Raw genomic sequence first — 16,388 nt, 5'->3', positions numbered from 1 at the left:
GATGTTATGAATGTATTTTACTGTTGATCTTTTTCAATAAAATTGGTTAATGAATTTTTGGTACTGACGGCGGGAAGTATCGTTTACTCGTAAATAACCGAATTAGGGGATAAAGTTTTTATTTGAAAGGGTTTTGTAAGTCTGTTCTTTTCCTTTTTTGTATGTCTCTACCCACTCAAGAAAGTAATCTTTCACAAGCAAATGGTTATTTTCTTCATTTGTGTTTGATTGGACAATTCGCACTCTAATTGCGCGGCGGTCAGTTGTGCTTTTTTTGTTTTGAATCCTTTTCTGATTGCTGTAGTAGCAGAATCAATCCCGGCATCCATTTTAAACGTCCGCTTGTCGCCGTCTTTCATTTTGTACTTTGGGAACGAAGCCATTGTTTACAAGTACTTCAGCGACTTTCCCATAGAACGAAAGTGTAGCCAACGTTCTAGGCGTTTGGCTACAAAATCGTGCTCTACTTTGATGAAGAAAGTGAGGGGATTTCATCATGAATTTTGTTCAGCAGATTTGTGATACAGAGAGGTTGAGGGGATTCAGCGATTTTTGAAAGAGCAGAACGAACGGGACTATATGCTGTATTTAATTGCCATCCATACAGGGGTTCGTATTACGACTTCATTAAAGGGGTAGTTGAATTATTGCATTGGGGAAAAAGAAGATGATGAATATTTAATTAAAAGCTGCAACGGGCATAACAAGCAGATGAGATCGAAACATATACGCTCCGTAAAACATCTGGTTATCACTTTTGCCAACAGACCAAAGACGTGGCAATACTGCAAGAAATCAAGGTACATTGATGTCAACCAAGATACAATGGGCAGAGCAAAATTTAGAGAGATCATTGTTTCATTAAGACTCGTTATAATTCCATTGATCACCTAATTCTTTTATTAAATATTAATTCTTAGAGTGTAAACAATACTAATGATTAAATCAAAAAGGCTATTCATTTTCTAAGAGAAGTGATAATATTCTTATTGAAATTCTGCATATTGGTGGTGTATATATGTTTTCATCGTTAAAGCGATTCCTAATCGGCAGACCGTTGAAATCAACCGAGCTAGGAGAGCAAAAGTTGAACAAATTAAAGGCATTAGCTGTTTTATCTTCTGATGCTCTATCTTCGGTTGCGTACGGTACGGAACAGATTTTACTTGTTCTCGCGTCGATTGGCTTCATTGCATTTTGGTATTCCATTCCTATTGCGGTTGGGGTTCTTGTTCTATTGGTGGCACTTATTTTATCGTATCGTCAAATCATTTACTCTTATCCGCATGGAGGCGGAGCTTACGTTGTTTCTAAAACGAACTTAGGTGTAAATCCGGGGCTCATTGCCGGAGGCTCTTTACTGGTCGACTATATTCTAACCGTGGCAGTAAGTGTGTCTGCAGGAACGGATGCTATTACATCAGCGTTTCCATCCTTACATAAATACACAGTAGGAATTGCTATCGTTCTAGTTGTGTTTATCACTATTCTTAATCTTAGAGGCGTAACCGAATCCGCTTCCGTTTTGGCGTATCCTGTTTATTTGTTTGTGTTGGCACTCGTTATTCTCATTATTGTTGGGATTTTTAATATTATAAACGGACAAGTACCGACTACCTTACATGCACCTATTGGTACTGCGGTGCCCGGAATTACATTATTCTTATTACTGCGGGCATTTGCATCTGGTTGCTCTGCATTGACAGGGGTAGAAGCGATCTCAAACGCCGTTCCGAATTTTAAGGAACCGGCGGCAAAAAATGCTGCCCAGACATTAGTGATGATGGGGTTTATTCTCGCGTTTCTATTTGTAGGAGTCACTTTTTTAGCATACTGGTATGGAATTGCTCCGAAAGCGGAAGAGACTGTTGTTTCCCAACTGGCTTCCGAAGTGTTTGGAAGAGGCTTTATGTATTACTTTATCCAAGGAGCAACTGCCCTTATTTTAGTTTTGGCTGCAAATACGGGGTTTTCTGCATTTCCTCTGCTAGCGTATAATCTGGCATCCGATAAATACATGCCAAGAATGTATCTTATACGCGGTGACCGTTTAGGATATTCAAACGGAATTATCACGCTTGGTTTTGCTTCTATTTTGCTGATTATCGCTTTTAAAGGGCAAACAGAGCAGTTAATCCCTTTGTATGCTGTTGGTGTATTCATTCCTTTCACTTTGTCACAAACAGGAATGATTGTAAAATGGGTGCGCGAAAAACCAGCGGGATGGATACCGAAGCTGCTGACAAACTTGCTAGGAGCTATCATTACACTAACCGTACTGTGCATCTTCTTTATTACAAAATTTGCTCAAGTATGGTCTGTGCTTGTATTTCTTCCGATTATCGTATTTATTTTTCATCAAATCCATAAGCACTATGATGCTGTGGCAGAACAACTGCGGGTCAATCCAAATGAGATTCCGGACAAAATAGAGGGGAATGTCGTAATTGTACCAGTGGCGGGAATAACAAAGGTAGTAGAGCAATCCCTCAATTACGCTCAAACCATTGGAGATTATGTAGTGGCTGTATATGTGGCATTTGACCGGGAAAGCGAGCTTCGAATGGAAGAAAAATGGAAGAAATGGAGGCCGGACGTTCGCCTTGTTACACTAATTTCTTCTTATCGCGATCTTATAACACCAATTTCCAAGCTAGTGGATATAATTGAAAGCAAGGCAGAAGAAAGAAACCATACAGTAACGGTTCTTATTCCTCAATTTATACCGAAAAAGGGCTGGCATAACTTTTTGCATAACCAATCCAGCGTTTTGTTGAGATTGTATCTTCTATATAAGAAAAATGTGATTGTCTCGACAGTTCCTTATCGACTTCACAAGTAAAAGGAACGGGAGATTCCTTATTAATAATTTTTATATCTTACGTATTCTGCTGTAAGCGGGGATGATTACTGAACGATCATCCCCGTTTTTATGCAAGGAATGATAAAAATAATGATTTAATATTATTGCCTGTTAACTGAACAAGAAAATCAACCACATTCTTTAACAGATCATTCAGTAAAATTGAGTAATTTTTAATTCTACATAATCGCTCTTATGTAGAATAATTCTATTTGTCATTTTGATGACTGTTATTTAATTGCCTCTCATATCGCAGCAATGCTTAATATGAAAGGTATGAATCCTTCAACAGGAGCGACTATTGAAGAAAAAGTTTTGACTCCTGAAGTATTTATTGATATGGTAGATAGCTTTACTCAAATTTCCTCCTTTAGGATTTGTCTTAGTTATGATAATTAGGAGTGGACTTGCTGATCAAACCGGAATGATCTGTGCACTCATAAGACGGAGCAATATCGGTTACTCCTCCACGGTTATAATACTTGGTATTGTCGCGCTTGCTATACTAGGAAACGCCGTTGGTGATGCAGTTTTTATTGTTCTTCCTTCAATTGCTGCTATGGTTTTCGTTCTGATATTCCGATAAGGATGTTATAAAATATCTTGGGCAATCAATGGCAAGTATGGGACATTATATTGTTCTTGTTTTTGGAGTAGATCAAATGGATTGCTTTTTTTATTGGAGTAATTTAGGTCATTTTCTATTATAAGGAGCAAGTTTTTAGAAGGAATGGGGTTAACTGGCTTATCATTTCTCATGGTTAGCCTTAATTAATTTTATCTTAATCTTAGTAAGTTTCTTGGCAAAATGGACAGCTTTAGCACCCGTTTTTGTACCGATGTTGATGTTACTTGGTTATGTGATCTGGCAGTTACATCATTGGCTTATCAAATAGGAGATCCAATAACGAACCCGATCACTCCAATGTTAAAAATACGATCCTGACATTGGAATAGTAACATTAATTTTCAACACTGTTATTCTATTCGATATTCTGGATTATTTTATTTATCATCTGGTTTTTGTTGGTCCTTTCATTGAGAACAGGTGGGCAAATTTTCTTACCATAAACAGAAGACGAATCTTACAGACTACAAACATGGTTTGCCTTCTTTAAAGACTTGCCTAATTTTCTTTAAAGTAGATACATCTTCTAAGGGATTTCCTTCAACTAAAATTAAGTCAGCCCATTTTCCTTTCTCAATTGTTCCTACCTTTTTTTCGATTCTCAGGCATTCGGCTCCTACATAAGTTGCCGCGTGAATAACTTCCAAAGGAGACATACCCTCTGTTACCATTAGCTCCATTTCATCTACTATTAAACCAGGATAATTAAATGGAGTTCCTGCATCAGTCCCAACAGCAACCTTTACACCTTTTTTTAGCGCTCTCCGAAAACTTTGGCGATGCTCTTGTTCTATAATTTCAATTTTTTTAATCATATGTTTCGGTATGACTTCCGAGTGTTTCAAAATAAGAGTAGGGGCTAACAGCGTTGGAACTAAATATGTACCGTTTTTAACCATCATTTCAACAGCTTCATCATCAAGATAATATCCATGCTCAATTGTAGTAACTCCTGCCTTAATAGCGTTTTTAACCCCTTCCAATCCAATCGCATGTGCAGCTGTTGTTTTAGAGGCATGTGAGGCTTCTTTGCATGCAGCTTTTAGTTCATCTATACTTAATTGTGGAGCACCTGGATTATTTCCTTTTGTTAAAACCCCTCCTGTGGCCATAAGCTTCAATAAATCTGCACCAATCTTGATTTGTTTTCGAGAAGCTTTTCGAATCTCATCTACTCCATCAGCTTCAATAGCCATGGGATATCCATGTCCTCCCGTCATAGCAATAGGTTGCCCTGCTACGTAAACTCTCGGTCCCAGAACCGTTCCGTTCTTTACAGCATCTCGATAAGCAATATCTACGTTATTTTTTGTTCCCAGGTTACGAATGGTTGTAATGCCGGCTTTTAAAAATTTTTTTCCTTGGTCATATGCTATAAAGGCCGTATCGGCTTCTCGATCAGTTGCTATTTTTTTGAATGGATCCGGTGAACAGTCCATCCCTAAGTGAACGTGAGCATCAATCAAACCTGGAAGAATCGATAGACCGCTTCCATCAATATTAATGTCACCTTTGTCTGTTATTGATGTTTCTGTTACGTCGATAATTCCGGATTCATCGAAAAGAACAGTACCTTGCTCGTATGGTTGTTCTTTTTTACCAGAAATTATTCGAACATTATAGATACAATATTTCATTTCTCTCACCTCAATTTCTATTCTATCGTTTTTATCCATTTTTTTGAAAGTGAAAATTCCATTTGTTATAATAAATGATAGTATTTAACATTAATTACTGGGGGGGGATTTACATATGACAAGAGAACTTTTCTTAGAAGACAGTTATAAAAAAGCACATCATGCTCAAGTCATAGACATTAAGGAAGACAAAATTATTTTAGATGAGACGATTTTCTACCCTACAGGTGGTGGCCAACCTCATGATACGGGAATTATCAAACAAGGAAATGAGACATTTAAAGTGAATAAGGTCCAAAGAGAAAATGGACAAATTGTCCATTATGTAGACAATGTTGAAAAACTAAAACAAGGTCCTGTAGAGATACTGATAAACTGGGATCGACGATATAAATTTATGCGCTATCATTCCCTGTTACATGTATTAGCCGGTTATCTTTATAACAAATTTGGAGCTTTAGCCACAGGAAATCAAATTTTTGAGGACTGGGCAAGAATAGATTTTCAATTTGAAGAACCCTTAACAGACGAACAATTTAAAGAGGTTGAAGATGAAACAAACGAGTTAATCCAAGAAAATCATCGAGTCTCAATACGAACCGTTAGCCGTGAAGAAGCTGAGAAAATTGATGGTTTTATTAAAACAGTTATTAATTTGCTACCTCCTTCTATTAAAAATGTTCGACTCGTTACTATTGGTGACATTGATGAACAGGCTTGTGGCGGAACACATGTAAAGGAAACAAAAGAAATAGGTCCTTTTCAGATTTTGAAAATCAAAAGTAAAGGACAAAACAAAAGACGCTTAGAAGTTACTTTAACATAACAAAAACGCAATTTTATTTACAATATATGTTATTCATTTACTGTTATGATTGATATCGATCTAAGTCAATATCGATTTTAAATCTTTTTGCATTGTGCAGTGTTGCTGCTTTTAATCAAGTTGTTCATTCCCTCTATACTGATGTTCGTATGCACTTAATAGAAAAATCGATATATACAAAACGATTATTTTAAAAATATATTATTATAGGAATGTAATTACAATAATGTAATTTTAATGACGGGAATGGAGGTATTCTGATGACTCAATTATCAGTAAAGACATGGGATGTTGTGGAAACTGATAAGCTTTCTAAAAAGTTATTGGACGGCCTCTTGAAGGGGGAAATCGGCGCTGTTCGTATCCCGAATTTTCTGTCAAACGAGACCTGTGAACAAGCGCTAAAGGGGATTAAGAATTACGGAATTGATTATTATGAAGGGGTTTATCCGAAAATAGGAAAGATTGGAATTACTCAATTTGAGCACCGTTTTAGTAAAGACAAGAAAAAAGAGTATTTCAAAAAAGCTCCTAAAGCAAATAGGGCAAGAGAGTCCATCTTTCGAGATTCGGGTGACTTATTAAGGAAAGTGATTGATTTTGTTAGCGAAGCTTGGGAATTTGATGTTGATATAGCAGTTGAAGAAGAGACGGGTGAATCGTACTTCGCCGGCCTTGTTCGAGTTATGAGCCGAGCTCTCATACATATTGATTGGGCAGGGGGACTGGATGGTTTAAACCCCGAATGGACCATTGGAAAGATCCATGCTCAGCTAGCTTGGAATATCTACTTGCAGCCTAGTTCAGCCGGTGGATCTACTGTTGTTTATCAACGGCAGTGGAGAAAATCCGATGAAATATATTATAAACTAAAGGATAGTTACGGTTATGACCCAGAGGTTGTAAAAAACGTCGATTTCGTCAGAATTGCACCGAAACAAGGGGAATTGGTCTTTTTTAACCCTCAGCATTATCATGAAGTTCAAACAACAGAAGGCGATACTGAGCGTATTACGGTAAGCTCTTTTATTGGGTTAATGCCAAATGGAAATTTAGTTTTTTGGTCATAAACAAAATACTAGACAACCATCCTCTCAAAACGGCATGGTTGTCTAGTTAAATGATATAACACTAAAAGACCTTTTCTAAAGAAGAGAAGGTCTTAAATTATACTAATTTTACAGCCGAAACCATAATTCTTATCGCAAAATAAATCAGTATACCCCCAAGTAGACGGTCGAACCAGTATGCATACTTTTTATACAACGACCTAAATTTTGAGTAAGAAATCAGAATAGCCAAAAGAACAAACCATCCCCCTACGGCAAAAATAATTTCGGATCCATATATCCAATGCGTCCATCCAGTTGTATCTCTTTTAATAAATTGAGAGAAAATACTTAAAAAGAACAACGCTGCTTTTGGGTTTAAAACATTACATAGAAATCCCTCACGAAAACCTTGCATTAAAGTTTTGTTATTCTGAACTGATTCAACTTCGCTTTTCAGTTTTTCATCGTTTTTAGGCGGAGCTGAACGGATCGCATTATAACCTAACCATATCAAGTAAAGAGCTCCTAAAATTTTTATCGAAATAAATAAACTAGGATATGCCTGCATTACATATGCGAATCCTAAAATGGTGTATGTGATGTGTACAATTAAGGCCAAAGTAATCCCAAACGCCGTAGCAATTCCAACACGATAACCGAATTCTAAACTATTTCTCATTACAACGAAAAAATCAGGACCTGGAGACATTGCGGCTAAAATGCCTACCAAGAACACCTCTAAAAACATAAATTGTCTCCCCTCCAATAACAATAAAATAATATTTAATTTCCGAAATTTAAACCGTATTTAAATAAAAAGTGCTCTACTCTTTGAAGTGTCAATGGTTTTGCACAATTAATTGAAAAATGTTATCACTTAAGTAAAAAGACCAAAAGCCATAGTGAGTGCTTGTTGGTTGAGCTCCCATTAGTACATAATAAAAAGCTATGTAAGGAACATAGACGCACAACCTATGTTCTTTCTATAGTGCTATCAAACGCTTTATATGTAAAATTACTACTCTAAGCTTTTTCGTTAAAAAAATTTAGTACCTTCAGAGAGTTTAAGTTGTTATCCTTATTTTTGCAATTTATCTTTAAATTGTCAATGAAATATGAAGTATGTAATTCATTCGTATATGTTTGCTAAGTGCAGTAATATCAATAGATTCAGCGGATCACCCAATTACATAAAATATAAGATATGGGTAATCTGAATAAATACTTCTGAGAAAGGTGTTTCTGTCGTTTTATCCACTTGTAATGTCCACTTCGATATAAATTCAGTTTGAAATTCCGACATGTTTAACCAATGCCTATTCTTGTCTATACTGCTCCTAAACAGATGAATCAAAGGAGCGGATGAATGATGAAGAAAAAAGGATTACAAATTACGAACAATCATGGTTGGACCATCGAACGTCTTCAAGAACAGGAACGCAGAATGAAAAATGCGAACATGGCGAAACGAATGGCGGTGATTCGTCTGATTATGCAAGGCTACTTAGGAATCCAAGTCGCTGAGCTGTTGAACATCCATCGTGAAACCGTTTCGATTTACGTTCAAAAGTTTAATCAAGGTGGCATGGATGCGCTATTAGAACGCCATTATGCTCCCGGTAGAAAGCCGTATCTGTCTCCAGACGAAGAACGCGAATTAAGAAAGATGTTGGAAGAAAGCACCCCTGCCGATGAAGGATATGGCATCGAAACCAGCTGGAATACACGAATCATTCAACATGTATTAGAAGAGAAATTTTCTGTCACCATGTCTCGCGGTGGGATTTGTGACATGCTCCATCGATGGGGATTTCGCTATACACGCCCTACGTATACCCTCAAACGGGCGAATCCTCAAAAACAAAAAGAGTTTCAACAGGAAATAGAACTCATAAAAAAAACTTGTCCGACAACACAGTCATAATCTATGAAGATGAAAGTCATATTCGCGACTACCAAGCTCTTCGTACCACATGGAGTGTCAAAGGGCGTCAAAAACAAATCCCTACGTATGGACACCACGCAACGGTTAGCTTATTAGGTGGTGTGAATATCGAAACGGGTGAATTTCTCTGTATGGAAACGGACCAATGTAACGCACAGGCTTTTCTGCAGTTTCTTCAATACACATTGGACCAGTATCCAGATCAACATGTCGTGATGGTCTTGGATAACGCAAAAATTCATCATGCCAAAGTTCTTCAGCCTTTTTTACAGGAGCGTGAAGAGCAGTTAACTTTTGTATTCTTACCCCCTTATTCGCCGAATTTAAATTTAGTTGAACGAATTTGGGGTTGGCTGAAAGAAAGTGTCATTGCCAATCGGTTCCATCCCACTCGAAAGGAGTTGAGAGAATCGATTGTTTCGTTTTTGGAGTACCTTTCTGAATTTCCAGAAAGAGTGCTCCAGCGCATCGGACAGGTGGTTATGTCGGAAAATTAATCTGAATCTATAGAGATACGCTTGTTATCTCACATAATGGTTGAATCGAACCATAACACCCAGCCATTTCTTGAAGGATCACGCACTTCTTGTGAGCGGGTACGGCTTCCTTTCCCCTTTCACATCTTTAAAGCTTTTTAGAATCCCTACTTCCGCTTTCAGACGCTTTATTTGTGTTTTTGTTTGGTTCTTTCGTTTTGTCCCGTTTTTCTTCTAGATTATTCATAGTGTTTCACCCATCGACGTATCATGGAACTGATTATTAGCTACAGTTTCGTAGACATGCCCTCTATAAATTCACCGCTTTCTTTTTGTTTTCGGATTTTCCCCGTAGAAAAATCCTCTTATAGTAGGTTCTATTTACTATAAGGGGATCATATCAATTATTGGCAGCAATGCGTGAATTGGGAAAATTAAGAAGACAAAGAGTAAAAGTGGATGTTGACGTATCTGGAGCATTGAAGGGATTAAAAACATTACGGCGAGAAGCGGATACGACATTGAAGGCTTTTCGAGAGGGTTCGAGACATCAAATATACAGCTACGACAGTCATACAGGATGCAGTGGATAGTGAGCCATTCGCGGAGAGAATCCGCAAAGAAACCGTAGAACGCAGCAATGCGTTGAAGGAAAGAATCGGAGCTAAACGACAATGTTTGTCTAAATAACAGATATTTTTCTAAGCAAAATATGTTCTAAATGCAAAAATAGGTGAAGGGAATGGGACGATATTAAGGAGGAAGAAGAAAAAGGAAGCATAACCGCCACTATACAGTGAAAAAAGGCAGTGTTGCAAAAGAGCCATAATTTTTTAATTATTTTTGTCATTTTTGGTTCATTTCGTGTATAAATATATAACCGTGAAAATAAAAAAAATCACCCGGTATGGCAGTACCAGGTGAAGGAATGAACTGCTATCTGACAAGAACCACGATTAGAGCAAGAAAGGTAATGATAAAAAACAAGAAAGCAGAAAAAGCTAAATACGTTTTGCTCATATTTTTCACCTCCCTTGTTACCTTTATATTTTTAACAAAGGAACTTTATGCCATTTTTTTTGAGAAATTTGAATATTTTTTGTGCAAAACAAACGAAATCTTAATTATGACGAATTGAGGTTTGTCGACATTGATGAATAAAAATATAGAAAATATCTCCTTTTGTCGTATTCAGTAGGCGAAAGGAGATGAGAATAATGGAATTTTTGAAATTAGAAAGGCTAATTTTGATAAATCAGTACAAAATATTTAGAAAAATTGCATCCAGATGAAGCAAATGATTACAAAAGATTAAGAACAGCATTAGAACAAGGGGATTCGATTTATTATGATGATTTGTTTGAATGGATCGGCGGCGATATCTCTTAATAGAAAAATGTCGTGAGGTACTGAATGAATATATGAGAAATGTATAGAACCCTTAATTCTTCTTATTAGAAAACTTAATGATAAAGGAGATGTTAAGGAATCAGATCTAAAATCTGCTGGATTTGATGGTAATACCGAGACTTCATCATTAGCATATGCGAAATATTTTATGCACGAGTTGGATAAGTACAAAGAATTACGTAATACAAGTCATTATCTGGATTATGATGTTGCTGCAAAGATAGAGTAAAACTTGAAATTTTGCGCGTGAAATAAACATTGATGAACCACATATCATCATGGCTGTGCTAGCCCATCGCTCCTCAATTGCTTCAATACCCGTTCGATGACGGCACGAAAACCAAACTGCCACTTCTCGAATTTTGTTTTCAGAAAGATGGGAATGACACGATCATAAGAATCTTTTCGTTCATTACTATTCCGACGATTCATAGGCGAAACGAAAAAGATTCCGGCTTGTTTCATTACTTTACGAACGTTGTCACTGTCATATGCTGCATCACCAAGCGCAGACTCGATAATGCTATGGGATTTTTACGTATGAGTTGTGCGTTTTGCCACAATGTAGATGGGGGACAAGCTATGAAACGCATAGAAACAATGGAACATACAGTAAAGCAAACAATGGAAACATTGCCAGAAACCATGGTCTTTCGGGTTACAAACGAAACAAGTGGATGTTGAAGAGCTAGTAATCTTCTGCGTAAACATGTAGATTGGATTTCAATTAACCCATGATTATAATTGACGATGAATATACAATCTCTTTGGCGTCAAAACGATGCGATTTTAGCAATAAAGCACTATATCGATCTTCCTGATGGAGAATATATAAAAAATGAATTTTTTAATACGAAAGAGTCCATTTGGGCTCTTTTTATTTTGTTCGAAAAGTGTGAGACGATGGAACAACGCATTGAAAAGCTCAAATCAAATTTAAGCGAAGTGAAACATGAAAGCAAGATCGACAAAATCGAGTCCAAGACACCGTGGACTGCCGGACTGATTCTAGGTGCTGTTGCTGAAGGAGGTATGTAATGTGACATGGACAAAGCAAGTAATTTTATTTTGCTTATCGTTGTTATCATCAACGCTTGTGTTAAACATGATTGGTTATCAAACGATTTAGTGAATGATATCATTACTGCTGTTTCCGGGATAAAAACAACTATCTTAGCAAGAAAGGATGCAAACAAAAAGAGGTACTGAAAAAAGTATGGATTATCGTAAAGAGCGGCGGAATCGTTGTTTTGTTGAATTTTTGGCTAACTAACGGGCAGGGTGGTAAAATAAGAGTAAAATTATTATAAAGGGAGCTATGCTTGATAATGGCAAATGATAATCTACTGAAACAACTTAATGATATAGATAATGAATTGCATAAGCCTTTTCCTTATAAGGATGCCTGTAAGATACAAAAAGATTTTGACGATAAGTTTTCAGAGATTCACGATGAGGAAAATTGCTTAACATGTGATTTTGATACTTATTGTATGAATATTGCTGGGATTTTAAGTTATGTTCTGAGAGGAAAATCTAAAGATATTCCTAAAGGTCAAATCGAGATGCTTCAATTTTCCTTCTTTGAATTATTTAATCAATATAAGTTTTTTGAAGATAAAATCATACAGTATGAGGAGTTTTACCAAGAATATATGAACTACGAAAAGGCACGAAAATTGCTGTTGGAGTACCTGTCAGAATAACTAAACCTTCTTTAACTAGCTAGCGGATGCAATAGCTGGATAAGAGACCGATTTATGATTTTAAGGGGTTCACTTGCGGGAGAGAAAACACGAAATAACACAACTATTAGCAGACCAATTCACATAGGAATTGGTCTTTTTATTGTTTGATATGTAGTATCACAACTACATTAAAATCGATGGTTATATGGAATTTTATGTTAATATATTTGTATATAAGTTATTCAACTAACGAACAGGTTAGTTTAACAAACACATTTGGGGATTTGTGCTAAAATCCCTCTAAAGGAGGGGATTACGAAAAAAAGATAGCTAGAAAGTAAGAATGAAGCGGTTATTAGAAAAAGGGGGAGAAACGGTTTTGAATTTACTGGAAGTTAGAAATGAATTATCTGTAAGAGGCAAAAATGGCATATCATTTTTACTAGCAGCTACAATTATTTGGACAATTATAACAGTCATATTCTTACAACCATTTGGAATCAAGGAGAAAAATGTCTTTATGTTATACTCAACTGGTTTGATGTTTCCATTAGCAATAATCATCTCAAAGATGATTAAAGCAGATTGGAAAGCCAATGATAATCCATTAAGTAAATTAGGTTTATACTTAAATTTAGCACAGATTATGTATTTTCCCATAATATTTTGGGCATTTGTAAAGAGTCCCAATAACATGGTTCTATTTTTCGCAGTTATAACAGGAGCTCATTTTTTTTCCATATGGTTGGCTTTATAATACAAAAGTCTATTTTATAATAGCACCCATTATATCAATACTGATTATGATAATCGGATGGGCAGTAGCTGTTGAGAATTTATGGCTTCTTCCTTTTACTATGGTAATTTCCCTTTTGTTCTTAAATTTATTGCTTTATGTAGATTACAAGAAAAAGTGTAAGTAATTCTCTTAAAATCTTTGTTCAACTACAACAATAATAAATATAAAAAACGGTCGGAATGAAAATCCGAGCGTTTTTCTTTGTAATTTATTTATGTTGCCACTTTTGCTTCAAATATCGTGCTAGTTCCCTGGCTATTTTAGTGTTTTTTTAACATTTTCTCTTCCTGAAGTGACCCCATTACCATTTCAGTCTTTTTTCTTTGGACTAAAAACCAAATTTAACAGAGACACCCATGAAACGTAGCATGAAAATAACTCCCCTTTATTTTGAGGGGAGTCTATTATTTATTTAGATAAGGAGAGGATGAAATCACAAAAGACTTCATTAATGACTTGCCAAAAGGGCGATGCAAAAAATATGGCACGATAGTACAAGTATTATACAAACTCAACAATATCAAAGATCCCAATTTAATTCGTATCAGACAACGACAGCGCTTAACATAAGTCAAATGAGAAGGGCTGAGCTTGTGACTTTGTCGACAAGCTGAAACTACGGCTGCTTTTTTGCGGTGCCGAGGGGAAAGGGCTTTGTTTTGGAATGTATAGCAATTGAGACAAATAGGCAAAGTAAATAGTCGCTGCCTAGGTCAAAGATGACGGTAATGACTCTGCAGTCAAATTGTTGGAATGTATCTGTGTTGCATCCTTGATGTCAAATGTACGATGTTTTTTCCGTACAACATCATATCTTTCCTTTCATTTCTCAGTAAACAACTATTCCGCACCTACTAACTCATGAACGATCATTGTTGCCCACTTCCTAGTGAAATATCTCCTGATCGCAATCAACGACTTGCAAACAAAATGCTGTATTGTAACATTATCGTAAAAAATGTTAATTTTTATCTTTTTCTTGAACTGTGTCAATCTTTATTTTTCAAGTAATAGATGGATAGTATTGATATTCATAGAAAAAAAGGATGAAATACCTATGAAAGATGTTTTTTTACAATCTCAGTTTTTCTCAGAGATAGACCTAGATTTTTTCATGAAAAAATCTTTTCTTGCAGAAGACAATGTTAAATCCATCCAATATCCATATTTATCCACAAATATTACAAAAAATCCATGTTATTATGTATGTGCAAGCAAGGGATGAGATTGGAGGAGAAAAGCAATGAACAAAAAAGTCGTATTTTCACTTGCTGCCTCTTTAGCGATTGCAGGAGCATCTTTTACAGCGAAAACGGAAGCGGCTGGGCCTGCTCCATGTCCAGCTATAAAAAGCTATGAAGTGAAATATACTGTCGATCCATCTAGCCTTCAAGATATCGAAAAATGGTTTCAGTTAAACATTCCGTTTATTTTAGATAAAACAGGAAACGTAGAAGTAACCAAACCGGTACAGCCAAAAACATCCAAAACAACTGTCCAAAAACCGTCAGCGAATGTACAAGCTCCTGTAAATAAGACAGCAACACAGGCGCCTGTACCAAGTCAAAGCGAAAAAGCAAATGAAGCAGGGTTAAATGCTTATGAACAACAAGTAGTAGACTTAACGAATAAAGAACGGGCGAAATATGGCTTGCCGCCTTTAAAGATTGATTTAGCGCTAAGCAAAGTGGCCCGTGAAAAGTCAAGAGACATGGCAGTGAACCATTACTTTTCCCATAACAGCCCGACATATGGCTCTCCATTTGAAATGATGAGAAAATTTGGAATTTCTTATACAGCCGCTGGAGAAAATATCGCCAAAGGCCAACGGACTCCGCAAGAAGTAGTGACAGCTTGGATGAATAGCGAAGGACATCGGGCAAATATTTTGAACAAAAACTATACTCATATCGGGGTAGGTTTTGAAGAAAACGGGTACATCTGGACACAACAATTTATAAGAAAATAAGGATCAATATTTTTGCACCACACCACTAAGATAGGTATTAGTGGTGTGGTTTTTTATTTTATACGCTTTTTGACAGCAGAAGACGATTTGCATCAGCCTCATCTTGCCGATTTTGTTGACAAGCTGAGTCGGGCTTTTTGGAAATGTATGGAAAGGTGTTTTGGAGTCAAGTTGCGCTATCTCTTAAAAAGAGAAATTATAGAACCCCATTTTGTCTACAGGTTGATTTTACTAATCAGAGTGATCACAAATTGAATTTTTTAATAACCTCTAGAATGTACTTCCTAATTTCATACTCAAGAAAGCTAACAGAATACCCAATGTATAACTTGTTCCTAAATATACAGCGAGTATTTTCCACTTTTTATCTGCGTGTAGCTGAATGCTTTCCAGCTTAAACGTAGAGAAAGTGGTAAAAGCCCCCATAAATCCTGTCCCCAACAGTAATTGCCAACTTTTATCTAGACCTTCACCAATAATGTAGCCTAATAGGAATGCACCTATTAGGTTTATAACAAATGTGCCGATAGGAAAAGAAGAGGGATATCTCTTTTTGAACCAATTACTCATACCAAACCGAGCTATCGCACCAAAAAAACCACCTATTGCTACTAATAAAGCTGGATGTTCTATCATCACTTTTTCCCTCCTGAAGATTCTAAAGAAAGCCGTTTTTGTGTCCGTCTTATAAAAAGGATATTGCCTATCTGGAAACCAAGCCAAGACATAAAAAGACCTCCCCATAAACTGCTTAGTACATATAGTAAGGCCATACTCCATTGTGTGTGCTGGATCAGTCTTACAGTTTCTACACTGAATGTGGAGAAAGTCGTAAACGAACCGATGAAACCTGTGCCTATTCCTGTAACAAGATAAGGATGAAGGATATTTAATCGTGATACGTACATAGTGAGCCAACTAAGAAGAAAACAACCGATTAGATTAATGGACAGTGTAGCAAGTGGGAAGATATGATGCCACCATGTATCAATGAATAGTCCTAAATAATAACGTGAAAGAGCGCCCAAAATCCCGGCTATACCGACAACAACATATACCATATTTTTCACCTCTCCAATAGTTTGTGCAAAAAAA

General features: G+C 36.5%; 16 protein-coding genes and 2 pseudogenes. 13 read left to right on the top strand and 5 right to left on the bottom strand.

The features are described from left to right. Window positions 1–191: 191 nt before the first annotated feature. The gene (locus ISX45_RS13025) at window positions 192–383 is read right to left on the bottom strand and encodes a hypothetical protein (protein WP_181556386.1); all 192 of its coding nucleotides are present in this window, start codon (window positions 381–383) and stop codon (window positions 192–194) included. Window positions 384–710: 327 nt separating this feature from the next. Between ISX45_RS13025 and ISX45_RS20330 the strand changes: the two are divergent. The 4 genes and pseudogenes from ISX45_RS20330 to ISX45_RS20320 all read left to right on the top strand — a co-directional run. Next, a pseudogene (locus ISX45_RS20330) lies at window positions 711–806 on the top strand (site-specific integrase); the annotation flags it as partial. A gap of 212 nt (window positions 807–1,018) precedes the next feature. Then, window positions 1,019–2,842, top strand: a complete 1,824-nt coding sequence (locus tag ISX45_RS13020; protein ID WP_194519149.1) for an APC family permease — start codon at window positions 1,019–1,021, stop codon at window positions 2,840–2,842. Window positions 2,843–3,209: 367 nt separating this feature from the next. Further along, on the top strand, window positions 3,210–3,449 hold the full coding sequence (locus tag ISX45_RS20325) for an AbgT family transporter (protein ID WP_374058308.1): 240 nt from the start codon (window positions 3,210–3,212) through the stop codon (window positions 3,447–3,449). A 28-nt stretch (window positions 3,450–3,477) separates the two neighbouring features. Further along, the gene (locus ISX45_RS20320; RefSeq protein ID WP_181556383.1) at window positions 3,478–3,573 is read left to right on the top strand and encodes an AbgT family transporter; all 96 of its coding nucleotides are present in this window, start codon (window positions 3,478–3,480) and stop codon (window positions 3,571–3,573) included. 382 nt (window positions 3,574–3,955) lie between these two features. Here ISX45_RS20320 and ISX45_RS13000 read toward each other — a convergent pair whose 3' ends face one another. Further along, on the bottom strand, window positions 3,956–5,167 hold the full coding sequence (locus tag ISX45_RS13000; RefSeq protein ID WP_228485547.1) for a metal-dependent hydrolase family protein: 1,212 nt from the start codon (window positions 5,165–5,167) through the stop codon (window positions 3,956–3,958). A gap of 76 nt (window positions 5,168–5,243) precedes the next feature. Here ISX45_RS13000 and ISX45_RS12995 point away from each other — a divergent pair, with 76 nt between their 5' ends. Together ISX45_RS12995 and ISX45_RS12990 are read left to right on the top strand one after the other, a co-directional pair. Next, window positions 5,244–5,954: an alanyl-tRNA editing protein gene (locus ISX45_RS12995; protein ID WP_194519148.1), complete on the top strand. Its 711-nt coding sequence runs from the start codon at window positions 5,244–5,246 to the stop codon at window positions 5,952–5,954. A gap of 260 nt (window positions 5,955–6,214) precedes the next feature. Then, complete coding sequence (locus tag ISX45_RS12990) at window positions 6,215–7,024, top strand: 2OG-Fe(II)-dependent halogenase WelO5 family protein (RefSeq protein WP_181556379.1); 810 nt, start codon at window positions 6,215–6,217, stop codon at window positions 7,022–7,024. A gap of 97 nt (window positions 7,025–7,121) precedes the next feature. Here the strand turns inward: ISX45_RS12990 and ISX45_RS12985 are convergent, their stop codons facing one another. Further along, window positions 7,122–7,754, bottom strand: coding sequence for a LysE family translocator (locus ISX45_RS12985; protein WP_181556378.1), 633 nt, complete (start codon window positions 7,752–7,754; stop codon window positions 7,122–7,124). Window positions 7,755–8,372: 618 nt separating this feature from the next. Between ISX45_RS12985 and ISX45_RS20315 the strand changes: the two are divergent. From ISX45_RS20315 to ISX45_RS12950, 7 genes and pseudogenes are all read left to right on the top strand, one after another. Then, window positions 8,373–9,448, top strand: a pseudogene (locus tag ISX45_RS20315) (IS630 family transposase). Window positions 9,449–10,844: 1,396 nt separating this feature from the next. Continuing rightward, a complete protein-coding gene (locus tag ISX45_RS20310) occupies window positions 10,845–11,066 on the top strand; it encodes a YfbU family protein (RefSeq protein WP_181556565.1) in 222 nt (73 codons plus the stop codon). A 521-nt stretch (window positions 11,067–11,587) separates the two neighbouring features. After that, window positions 11,588–11,875, top strand: coding sequence for a hypothetical protein (locus ISX45_RS12965; RefSeq protein ID WP_194519146.1), 288 nt, complete (start codon window positions 11,588–11,590; stop codon window positions 11,873–11,875). Window positions 11,876–12,165: 290 nt separating this feature from the next. Further along, a complete protein-coding gene (locus tag ISX45_RS12960; protein ID WP_194519145.1) occupies window positions 12,166–12,543 on the top strand; it encodes a YxiJ family protein in 378 nt (125 codons plus the stop codon). A gap of 325 nt (window positions 12,544–12,868) precedes the next feature. Beyond that, a complete protein-coding gene (locus tag ISX45_RS12955; protein WP_228485546.1) occupies window positions 12,869–13,282 on the top strand; it encodes a DUF7010 family protein in 414 nt (137 codons plus the stop codon). Then, window positions 13,254–13,448, top strand: coding sequence for a DUF7010 family protein (locus ISX45_RS20305; RefSeq protein WP_407649761.1), 195 nt, complete (start codon window positions 13,254–13,256; stop codon window positions 13,446–13,448). The genes ISX45_RS12955 and ISX45_RS20305 overlap by 29 nt, the downstream gene beginning before the upstream one ends. A gap of 1,119 nt (window positions 13,449–14,567) precedes the next feature. Next, window positions 14,568–15,293: a CAP domain-containing protein gene (locus tag ISX45_RS12950; protein WP_194519144.1), complete on the top strand. Its 726-nt coding sequence runs from the start codon at window positions 14,568–14,570 to the stop codon at window positions 15,291–15,293. Window positions 15,294–15,563: 270 nt separating this feature from the next. Here the strand turns inward: ISX45_RS12950 and crcB (ISX45_RS12945) are convergent, their stop codons facing one another. Next, window positions 15,564–15,929 carry a fluoride efflux transporter CrcB gene (gene crcB / locus ISX45_RS12945; RefSeq protein ID WP_194519143.1) on the bottom strand — a complete coding sequence of 122 codons (366 nt, stop codon included), beginning with the start codon at window positions 15,927–15,929 and terminating at the stop codon, window positions 15,564–15,566. After that, a complete protein-coding gene (gene crcB, locus ISX45_RS12940; protein ID WP_194519142.1) occupies window positions 15,929–16,354 on the bottom strand; it encodes a fluoride efflux transporter CrcB in 426 nt (141 codons plus the stop codon). Before crcB (ISX45_RS12940) ends, crcB (ISX45_RS12945) begins: the two co-directional genes overlap by 1 nt. Window positions 16,355–16,388: the final 34 nt, after the last annotated feature.

It is taken from the genome of Thermaerobacillus caldiproteolyticus, from assembly GCF_015326725.1.
GTDB lineage: Bacteria > Bacillota > Bacilli > Bacillales > Anoxybacillaceae > Thermaerobacillus > Thermaerobacillus caldiproteolyticus.
Note: the sequence above shows the minus strand (reverse complement) of the source record. Positions and strands in the feature narration are given on the sequence as shown.